Here is an 8,790-nt window from a genome sequence, read left to right as displayed (position 1 = left end):
TAACGTTTTTTGATGAAACTTTTCGACAGGGGTAGAAACTGCTCGGTTTGCGGGGAAACTCGGCCCGTTCGGACCGATCGGTTCGTGTATCCCCTGCAAGTCGGCTTTGAAACATCCCTGTGACTGCCTATTATCACGGCAGTCTTTCGGCGGGTTTCCGTCGCTTGAAATGTTGCACAGATGCAACGGCTGGCGTGGCCCCGCAACGGAACGGGCCCGGTGCCGCACCGGAAAACCCCACGAAAAAGGCCCGAACCAGAGGTCCGGGCCTTGATGGCGCACCGATCGATCCGCGCTCAGGGCAGCGAATCCGGCCGCAGGTCGCGGGCGACGTGATCCAGGACGGCATTTACGAAGCGCGCCTCGCGTCCCTCGGGAAAGAAGGCTTCGGTCAGGCGGACATATTCCGAGATGACCACCTTGGCGGGGGCGCGTTCGGCCACGATCTCGGCGCCCGCGGCGCGGAAGACGGCCCGCAGCACCGGGTCGATGCGGTCGATGGGCCAGCGCGCCACCAGGCCGCGATCGGTCGCTTGGTCGATGCGCGACTGCCAGGTGACGGCATCATCGACGATGCGGTTGAACAACGCCTCGTCGGCCTCGGCGGTGGGGCCGTCGCGATCCTCGAAATCGATGCGGAAGTTCTGGAATTCGCGCGTCACGCGGTCGGCGGACTGGCCGGCGGCCTCCATCTGGAACAGGGCCTGCACGGCATAGAGACGCGCGGCGCTGGACAGGGTGCGGCGGTCGGGGCGGGGGCTGCGGTCCTGATCGGTCATGCCTTGCCCTGCCCTTCCAGCTCGCCCGCCAAGCGAATCACGTCATGGCCCGGCGCCATGACCGGCCCCGGGCGCGCGGACCAACGGCGCGACAGCGCCACCAGATGCAGCGCCGCCGCGGCGGCACCGCCGCCCTTGTTCTGGCCTTGGGGATCGGCGCGGACCTCGGCCTGGGGGCGGGTCTCGACCGTCAGGATGCCGTTGCCGATGCACAGCCCCTGCAGCCCCAGCAGCGTCAGCGCGCGCGAGCTGTCGTTGCAGACCGTGTCGTAATGCGTCGTCTCGCCCCGGATCACGCAGCCCAGCGCGACATAGCCGTCGTAGCCAGGCCCCCGCGCCGCCAAGGCGATGGCGGTGGGGATCTCCAGCGCGCCGGGCACCTCGACCACCTCCAGCATGGCGCCGGCGGCATCGGCCACGGCGCGCACGCCCGCCAGCAGCCCGTCGGTGATGTCCTTGTAATAGGGCGCCACGACCGCCAGCAGCCGCACCGGGCCGTCGATCCGCGGCAGCGGCAATTCATGATGTTGGGTGTTCGACGCCATCTCTCAATCCTTGGGAATAGGCCGGGTGGAATGGATGGAAAGCCCGTAGGCGTCAAGCCCCACCACCTTGACCGGCGCCGAATTGGTCAGCAGCACCAGGTCTGACAGGCCCAGCGCCGACAGGATTTGCGCGCCCAGCCCGTATTGGCGCAGCGTGTGCGGGCCGACATCGCCGCCCTCGCCGATCGCCTCGGTCAGGTCGCGGATCAGGACGACGACGCCGCGCCCCTCCTCGGCGATGGCGCGCATGGCGGCGGGCAGGCTGCCCGCGCCCTCGCGCCCGATGCCCAGCACGTCATGCAGCGGGTCCAGCGCGTGCATCCGCACTAGGACCGGCCCCTCGGCGGTCAGATCGCCCTTGGTCAGCACGACATGTTCGGTGCCCTGCGTCTCGTCGGCGAAGACGCGCATCATCCAGTCCCCGCCATGCACGGACCGCACCGCCTGCTGGGAGCGTTCCGCTATCAGGTTGTCATGGCGGCGGCGGTACCGGATCAGGTCACTGATCGTGCCGATCTTCAGCCCGTGGCGCTGCGCGAAGGCGATCAGGTCGGGAAGGCGCGCCATGCTGCCATCCTCGTTCATGATCTCGCAGATGACGCCCGCCGGGTTCAGCCCCGCCAGGCGCGAGATGTCGACCGCGGCCTCGGTATGGCCCGCGCGGACCAGGACGCCCCCGTCGCGGGCGCGCAGCGGAAAGATGTGGCCGGGCGTGGCGATGTCGGCCGCGCCCTTGGTCGGGTCGATGGCCACGCTGATCGTGCGGGCGCGGTCATGGGCGCTGATCCCGGTGGTCACGCCCTCGCGCGCCTCGATGGACATGGTGAAGGCGGTCTCGTGGCGGCTGGAATTCTTGGGGCTCATCAGCGTCAGGCCCAGGGTCTCGATCCGCTCGGCGGTCAGCGACAGGCAGATCAGGCCGCGGCCATGGGTGGCCATGAAGTTGATCGCATCCGGCGTGGCCATCTGGGCGGGAATGCACAGATCGCCCTCGTTCTCGCGGTCCTCGTGGTCGACCAGGATATACATGCGGCCGTTGCGGGCCTCGTTGATGATGTCCTCGATGGGCGCGATCGCGTCGGAAAGGTCGCGTTCGACCGGGCCGGGTTCTTCAAATTGCATGCTGTGGTCCTTTGGGCGCGCGTCCTGCAAGGTTCGGGCTGCGAGGTTCGGGCTGCGGGGTTCAGGTCTGATGGGGGCGGTCGGCCATCGCCTCGGCAAGCCGGGCGACATAGCGGGCCAGGGTGTCGATCTCCAGGTTGACGGCATCGCCCTCGGCGGCATCGCCCCAGGTGGTGACCTGCTGGGTATGGGGGATCAGGTTGATGCCGAAGCGGTTGCCCTCGACCTCGTTCACGGTCAGCGAGGTGCCGTTCAGCGTCACCGACCCCTTGGGCGCGATGAAGCGGGCCAAGTCGGCGGGCGCCTCGAAGGTCAGGCGCAGGCTGTCGCCCTCGCGCGCGGCCCGGGTGATGCGGGCGACGCCATCAACATGGCCGCTGACGATATGGCCGCCCAGCTCGTCGCCGACGCGCAGCGCGCGTTCCAGGTTCAGGCGCTGGCCCAGGGACCAGCCCTCGGCGCCGATGCGCGTCTTGGACAGCGTCTCGGCTGAGATGTCGACATCGAACCAGTCGTCCCCCTTGGCGATGACGGTCAGGCAGACGCCGTCGCAGGCGATGGACGCGCCCAGATCGACGCCCGCCATGTCATAGGCGCAGCCGATCCGCGCGCGCATGTCGCCCCGCATCTCGACCGCGCGGACGGTTCCGATATCCGTGATGATGCCGGTGAACATCGCGGCCCCTCCCTGATGGTTACGATCCGAACTAGGCCATCCCCCCTGCCCGTTCAAGCGTCAAGCCGCGACGCCGCGGCAAGGCCTGCTTAACCGCGATGCACAAAAATCTGGAACCGAGGGGCGAAGCATGGCATGTGCGGACCAACGGGCCCGATGGTTTCAACGGGCCGCCCCTGTTCCAAGTTCCGCATGTTCCACGCCGGTCCCCATCTGTCCGACCCCGCCCCCCAGGCGCGGCGGGGGCCACGGTCTGGCGCTGCGGGTTCAATGCGGGGGACGAATTCTTCTGGTCCGACCCGGCACGGTTCCTGCGCCACGAAGGCTCGGTGGCGGATTGGCCCGACCATCTGCAGGCGATCCTGGACGACAAGGGCGTGACCGACATCGTCCTTTACGGCGATGTGCGCCCCATTCACGCCACCGCCCGCCGCCTGGCGGCGGAACGCGGCATCCGCGTGCATGTCTTCGAGGAAGGCTATCTGCGCCCCTACTGGATCAGCTATGAACGCCAGGGGTCGAACGGGAATTCGGCGCTGATGCGCATCCCGCTGGCCTCGATGCGCGCGGCGCTGCGCGAACAGGTCAGCGAGATCCGCCGCCCCCCCGCCCATTGGGGCGACATGCGCCATCACAAGTTCTATGGCGCCTTCTATCATTTCCTGATCCTGGTCGCGAACCGCCGCTATCGCGCCTATGCCGGGCATCGGGCGATCCCGGTGATCCAGGAATTCCGCCTGAACCTGCGCCGGCTGGTGCTGGCCCCGGTCTACAACCTGGGCCGCGCGGTGCAGTGGCGGCGGCTGCGGCTGTCGGGCGTGCCCTACACGCTGGCGCTGATGCAGCTGGAACATGATTCGAACTTCCTGGGCCATTCGCCCTTCACCCGCAACGCCCAGTTCATCCGCCTGCTGGTCGAGCATTTCGCCCGCTCGGCCCCGCGCCACCACCACCTGGTCTTCAAGGCCCACCCGCTGGAGGATGGCCGCGCCGGCAACCGCCGCGCCATCCGCGAGGCGGCGGCCGAATTCGGCATCCCCGACCGGGTCCATTACATCCGCGGCGGCAAGCTGGCCGAGATCCTGTCCCATGCCCGCGCGGTGGTCACGGTGAATTCCACCGGTGCCCAGCAGGCGCTGTGGCGGGGGATTCCCGTCAAGACCCTGGGCCGGGCGGTCTATGAAAAACCGGGGCTCGTGTCCGAACAGCCACTGGACGATTTCCTGGCCCGGCCCGAGGCGCCGGACCCCCAGGCCTATCGCGTCTTTCGCGACTATCTGCTGCAGACCAGCCAGATTCCCGGCGGTTTCTATGCCGGCCGGTCGCGCGCCCATGCGCTGCGGCTGGTGGCCGACATGCTGCTGTCGCATCAGGACCCCTATGACACGCTGGCGGCGGGGCCGATCCTGCCGCGTCGACAGGTGAGCCGCCATACGCAATAGACAGAGGTCTTGCGTCAAGAAGCGATAGCCTGTTCCTGCAACCGACGTTAGAATGGCACGAAACCGGCCCCGAGGTCGGGATAAGAAACAGGAGTATGTGAGGTGACAGTTTCCATCCAGCCGGCAGTTTCAGTCCGGCTGCTTCTGATTGCGTCGCTGGTCCTGCTTGCGGCCTGCGGCCTTCCGCGCTCGGGTCCCAACAAGTCCGAGATCATCAGCGGCGCGGTCGAACGCGGCGGCAACACCCAGGTGATCTATGTCAACGACCACGTCACCCGGGCATCGGCCTTCGCCCCCAGCTACGGCTTCTCGAACAGCTTCCGCGCGGCCGGACAGGTCGGCGCGGATGAGATCCGGGCCGGCGACGTGCTGGGCCTGTCGATCTGGGAAAACGTCGATGACGGGCTGCTGACCTCGCTCGGGGCCAGCTCGACCACCCTGACCGAGATCCAAGTGGACAGCGACGGCTTCATCTTCGTGCCCTATGCGGGCCGGGTCCGGGCGGCGGGCAACACGCCCGACCAGCTGCGCCAGACCATCACCGCGCGGCTGTCCGAACAGACCCCCGATCCGCAGGTCACCGTCCAGCGCGTGGCGGGCGACGGCGCGACCGTGTCGGTCGTGGGCCGCGTGGGCGCCCAAGGCGTCTATCCGATCGAACGCCCGACCCGGTCGCTGTCGGCCATGCTGGCCCGCGCCGGCGGCGTCGCCATCGAACCCGAGGTCGCGGTCGTCACCGTCAAGCGCGGCAATGACAGCGGCCGCGTCTGGCTGACCGACCTTTACGGCAGCCCCACCAACGACATCGCCCTGCGCCCCGGCGACCTGATCGTGGTCGAGGAGGATCAGCGCACCTTCACCGCGCTCGGCGCGCTTGGCGGGCAGACCCGCGTCCCCCTGGGCAACGAGGTCATCAACGCGGCCGAGGCGATCGCCATGGTCGGCGGCCTGAACAGCGCCCTGGCGGACCCGACCGGCGTCTTCGTGCTGCGCGACGAACCCGAAGGCGTGGCCAGCCGCGTGCTGGGCAAGCCCGTCCGCGGTTCGCAGCGCTTCGCCTATGTGCTGGACCTGACCCGGCCGAACGGGCTGTTCCTGGCACGCGACTTCATCATCCGCGACGGCGACACCGTCTATGTGACCGAGGCGCCTTATGTCCAATGGCAGAAGACCCTGTCGGCGGTGACCGGCGGCGCGGCGACCGCCGATTCGCTGACCAGCATCGGCAACTGAACCGGCCATGCGCCATGACGACATCACAGCCGCCGGGCCATCCCGGCGGCTGTGCGTTTTCAACCTAGGCTTTCTGACGCGGCCCCGGATCGCCCGGATCCTGACCCTGGCCGGGCAGCGCCCGGTCCTGGCCCTGCCCCGCCCCGGCGACCACGTGGGCATCTGGGGCGCCAGCCCCACCGCTTGGCGCGGCCGCGCCATCGCCGCCCGCCGCGACTGCCCCGTCACCACCGTCGAGGATGCCTTCCTGCGATCCGTCCTGCCCGGCCGCGCGCGCGGCAGGCTGGCGGCGCGCGGCCCCCTGGGCCTGCTGATCGACCCGGTGGGGCTGCATTTCGACCCGACCCGCCCCTCGCTGCTGGAGGGACTGATCGCCCGCCCCCCCGATCCCGACCGGACCGACCGCGCGGTGCGCGCGCTGGCGCGGCTGCGGGCGGCGGATCTGTCGAAATACAACCATCACGACCCGGCCCTGTCGGCCCCGCCGCCGGGCTATGTCCTGGTCGTGGACCAGACCCGGGGCGATGCGTCGCTGCAGGGGGCCAACCGGGCACTGTTCCTGCGGATGCTGCAGGCCGCGCGGGACGAACATCCCGGCAAGCGCATCGTGATCCGCAGCCACCCGGAAACCGCCGCGGGCCTGCGCCCCGGCCATCTGGGCCCCAAGGACCTGCGCGCGGGCGACATGCTGAGCGACGGCCCCGTCTCGCCCTGGCGGCTGGTCGAGGGCGCGGATGCCGTCTATGCCGTCAGTTCGCAGCTGGGATACGAGGCGCTGCTGGCCGGGCACCGCCCGCGGCTGTTCGGGCGGCCCTTCTATGCGGGCTGGGGCCTCAGCCAGGACGAGGATCCCATTCCCCGGCGCGGTTCCGCCAGCCGGGAATCGCTCTTTGCCGCCAGCCATCTGGACGGGCCGGTCTGGTATGATCCCTGCCGCGACCGGCTGACCGATCTGGACGGCGCGCTGGACCAGATCGAGGCCGAGACCCGCGCCTTTCGCCAGGATCGCGACGGCCATCTGGCCCATGGCATGCGCCTGTGGAAGCGCCGGTTCCTGTCGCGCGAATTCGGCGATGTCCGGCCGCTGCGCTTTGCCAAGGCGCCCTCGCCCCAGGTCACGCTGGCCTGGGCGGGGGCGGCCGCGGCGGTGCCGCAGGCGATCCGGGTCGAGGACGGGTTCCTGCGGTCACGGGGCCTGGGCGCGGCGCTGACGCCGCCCTTGTCGCTGGTGGCGGATGATCTGGGGATCTATTTCGACCCGACCGCGCCATCGCGGCTGGAATCGCTGATCGCGCTTGGGCCGCCGCCCTGCGGGCGGGCGCGGGCCGAACAGCTGATCGCGGTGCTGATCGCCGGCGGGGTCACGAAATACAATCTGGGCGGGGCGACGGCCCTGCCCGACGCGGGCGGGCGGATGCGCATCCTGGTCCCCGGCCAGGTCGAGGACGATGCCTCGATCCTGCGCGGCGCGGGGGCCGAGCGCACGAACCTGGCTTTGCTGCGCCGCGTCCGTGCCGAGAACCCGGAGGCGCAGATCATCTTCAAGCCCCATCCCGATGTCGAGGCCGGGCTGCGTCCCGGCCGCATCGCCCCCGCCGATCTGGCGGGGCTGGCCGATCACGTGGCCGACCGCGCCGATCCGGTGGCGCTGATCCAGGCCTCGCAGGCGGTCTGGACGATCACCTCGACCCTGGGCTTCGAGGCGCTGCTGCGCGGGTGTCCGGTAACCACGCTCGGCGCGCCCTTCTATGCGGGATGGGGTCTGACTCGGGATCTGGGGCCGGTGCCCGCGCGGCGGCGGGCGCGGCCCGATCTGGCGGCGCTGGTCCATGCCTGCCTGATCGCCTATCCCCGCTATCGCGATCCGGTCACGGGCCTGCCCTGCCCGGTCGAGCTGGCCTTGGAACGGCTGATCGCGGGCCGGACCGCGCAGCCCCCCGCGCTGCGCCTGCTGGCCAAGCTGCAGGGCGCCTTGGCGGGCCATGCCTGGATCTGGCGGCGCTAGGCCCGGCGCCAGCGGTGGAACAGGTCGGGGCCGATCACCCGCGTCTCGGCCAGCGTGAAGCGCGGCGCATCGGCCAGGCGCGTCCAGCCCGCAGGCCCCAGAAAGGGCCGCGCATCGCCCCCCAGCACCAGCCCCGCCTGATAGGCGACCAGCTGATCGACCAGCCCCGCCTGCAGCAGCCCCGCCGCCAGCCGCCCCCGCCCTCGCAGAAGACGCGGGTGATGCCGCGCGCGGCCAGGTCGGTCATGATCGCGTCGGGCGCGCCCTCGACCCGCCACAGGGGGCCGTGATCGGCATCCTGCACCGCCAAGGGCGGCAGCGCCTGCGATGACACGACGATCCGCACCGGCTGCTGCGGGGTGTGGATGCCCCGGACGTTCAGCTGCGGCAGATCGCTGCGCGCGGTCGCCCCGCCGACCATCACCGCGTCATGCTGGGCGCGCAGCGCATGGACATGGGCCCGCGCCGCCGGGCCGGTGATCCAGCGGCTTTCCCCGCTGGCCATGGCGATGCGGCCGTCCAGACTGCTGGCCAGCTTCAGCGTGACGAACGGCCTGCGCGCGCCGATCCGCAGCAGGAACCCGGCCTGCAGTTCCGCCGCGGCCCGGGCGCGCACGCCCTCGGTCAGGGCGATGCCCGCATCGCGCAGCATCTGGTGGCCGCGCCCGGCGACGCGGGGATCGGGATCGGTCAGCGCGGTCACCACGCGCCGCACGCCCGACGCGACCAGCCCCGCGGCGCAGGGCGGGGTGCGGCCGTGATGGGCGCAGGGCTCCAGCGTCACATAGGCGGTGGCGCCGCGCGCCAGCGGTCCCGCCGCATCCAGCGCCATCCGTTCCGCATGGGGCCGCCCGCCGGGCTGGGTCCAGCCGCGCCCGACCACCCGGCCCTCGCGCACCAGGATGCAGCCCACCGCCGGATTGGGCCAGACATTGCCCAGGCCGCGACGGGCCAGGCGCAGCGCATGATCCATGTGCCGCGCGTCATC

Annotated in this window: 7 protein-coding genes and 1 pseudogene; 3 read left to right on the top strand and 5 right to left on the bottom strand. The window is 70.5% G+C overall.

The window, feature by feature from the left end; translation table 11 throughout:
• Positions 1 to 296: 296 nt before the first annotated feature.
• The 4 genes from nusB to JHW48_RS04510 all read right to left on the bottom strand — a co-directional run bounded on the left by nusB (position 297) and on the right by JHW48_RS04510 (position 3,122).
• A complete protein-coding gene (nusB, locus tag JHW48_RS04525; RefSeq protein ID WP_119887610.1) occupies positions 297 to 779 on the bottom strand; it encodes a transcription antitermination factor NusB in 483 nt (160 codons plus the stop codon).
• Positions 776 to 1,324: a 6,7-dimethyl-8-ribityllumazine synthase gene (locus JHW48_RS04520; RefSeq protein WP_119887611.1), complete on the bottom strand. Its 549-nt coding sequence runs from the start codon at positions 1,322 to 1,324 to the stop codon at positions 776 to 778. Before JHW48_RS04520 ends, nusB begins: the two co-directional genes overlap by 4 nt.
• A 3-nt stretch (positions 1,325 to 1,327) precedes the next feature.
• Positions 1,328 to 2,446 (bottom strand): 3,4-dihydroxy-2-butanone-4-phosphate synthase, encoded by a 1,119-nt coding sequence (gene ribB, locus JHW48_RS04515; protein WP_119887612.1) that lies wholly within the window; start codon positions 2,444 to 2,446, stop codon positions 1,328 to 1,330.
• 61 nt (positions 2,447 to 2,507) lie between these two features.
• A complete protein-coding gene (locus JHW48_RS04510) occupies positions 2,508 to 3,122 on the bottom strand; it encodes a riboflavin synthase (protein ID WP_119887613.1) in 615 nt (204 codons plus the stop codon).
• Between the two features lie 329 nt (positions 3,123 to 3,451).
• Here JHW48_RS04510 and JHW48_RS04505 point away from each other — a divergent pair, with 329 nt between their 5' ends.
• The 3 genes from JHW48_RS04505 to JHW48_RS04495 all read left to right on the top strand — a co-directional run bounded on the left by JHW48_RS04505 (position 3,452) and on the right by JHW48_RS04495 (position 7,802).
• Positions 3,452 to 4,564: a capsule biosynthesis protein gene (locus tag JHW48_RS04505; RefSeq protein WP_272835787.1), complete on the top strand. Its 1,113-nt coding sequence runs from the start codon at positions 3,452 to 3,454 to the stop codon at positions 4,562 to 4,564.
• A 102-nt stretch (positions 4,565 to 4,666) separates the two neighbouring features.
• Positions 4,667 to 5,797 (top strand): polysaccharide biosynthesis/export family protein, encoded by a 1,131-nt coding sequence (locus JHW48_RS04500; protein ID WP_240637962.1) that lies wholly within the window; start codon positions 4,667 to 4,669, stop codon positions 5,795 to 5,797.
• Between the two features lie 7 nt (positions 5,798 to 5,804).
• Positions 5,805 to 7,802: a capsular polysaccharide biosynthesis protein gene (locus tag JHW48_RS04495; RefSeq protein ID WP_272835786.1), complete on the top strand. Its 1,998-nt coding sequence runs from the start codon at positions 5,805 to 5,807 to the stop codon at positions 7,800 to 7,802.
• On the opposite strand, the pseudogene ribD reads toward JHW48_RS04495, so the two are convergent.
• A pseudogene (gene ribD / locus JHW48_RS04490) lies at positions 7,799 to 8,775 on the bottom strand (bifunctional diaminohydroxyphosphoribosylaminopyrimidine deaminase/5-amino-6-(5-phosphoribosylamino)uracil reductase RibD). The gene JHW48_RS04495 and the pseudogene ribD overlap by 4 nt on opposite strands.
• Positions 8,776 to 8,790 lie beyond the last annotated feature (15 nt).

Source organism: Paracoccus aestuarii (genome assembly GCF_028553885.1).
Classification (GTDB): Bacteria; Pseudomonadota; Alphaproteobacteria; order Rhodobacterales; family Rhodobacteraceae; genus Paracoccus; species Paracoccus aestuarii.
This window is presented reverse-complemented; position numbering and strand designations above follow the sequence as displayed.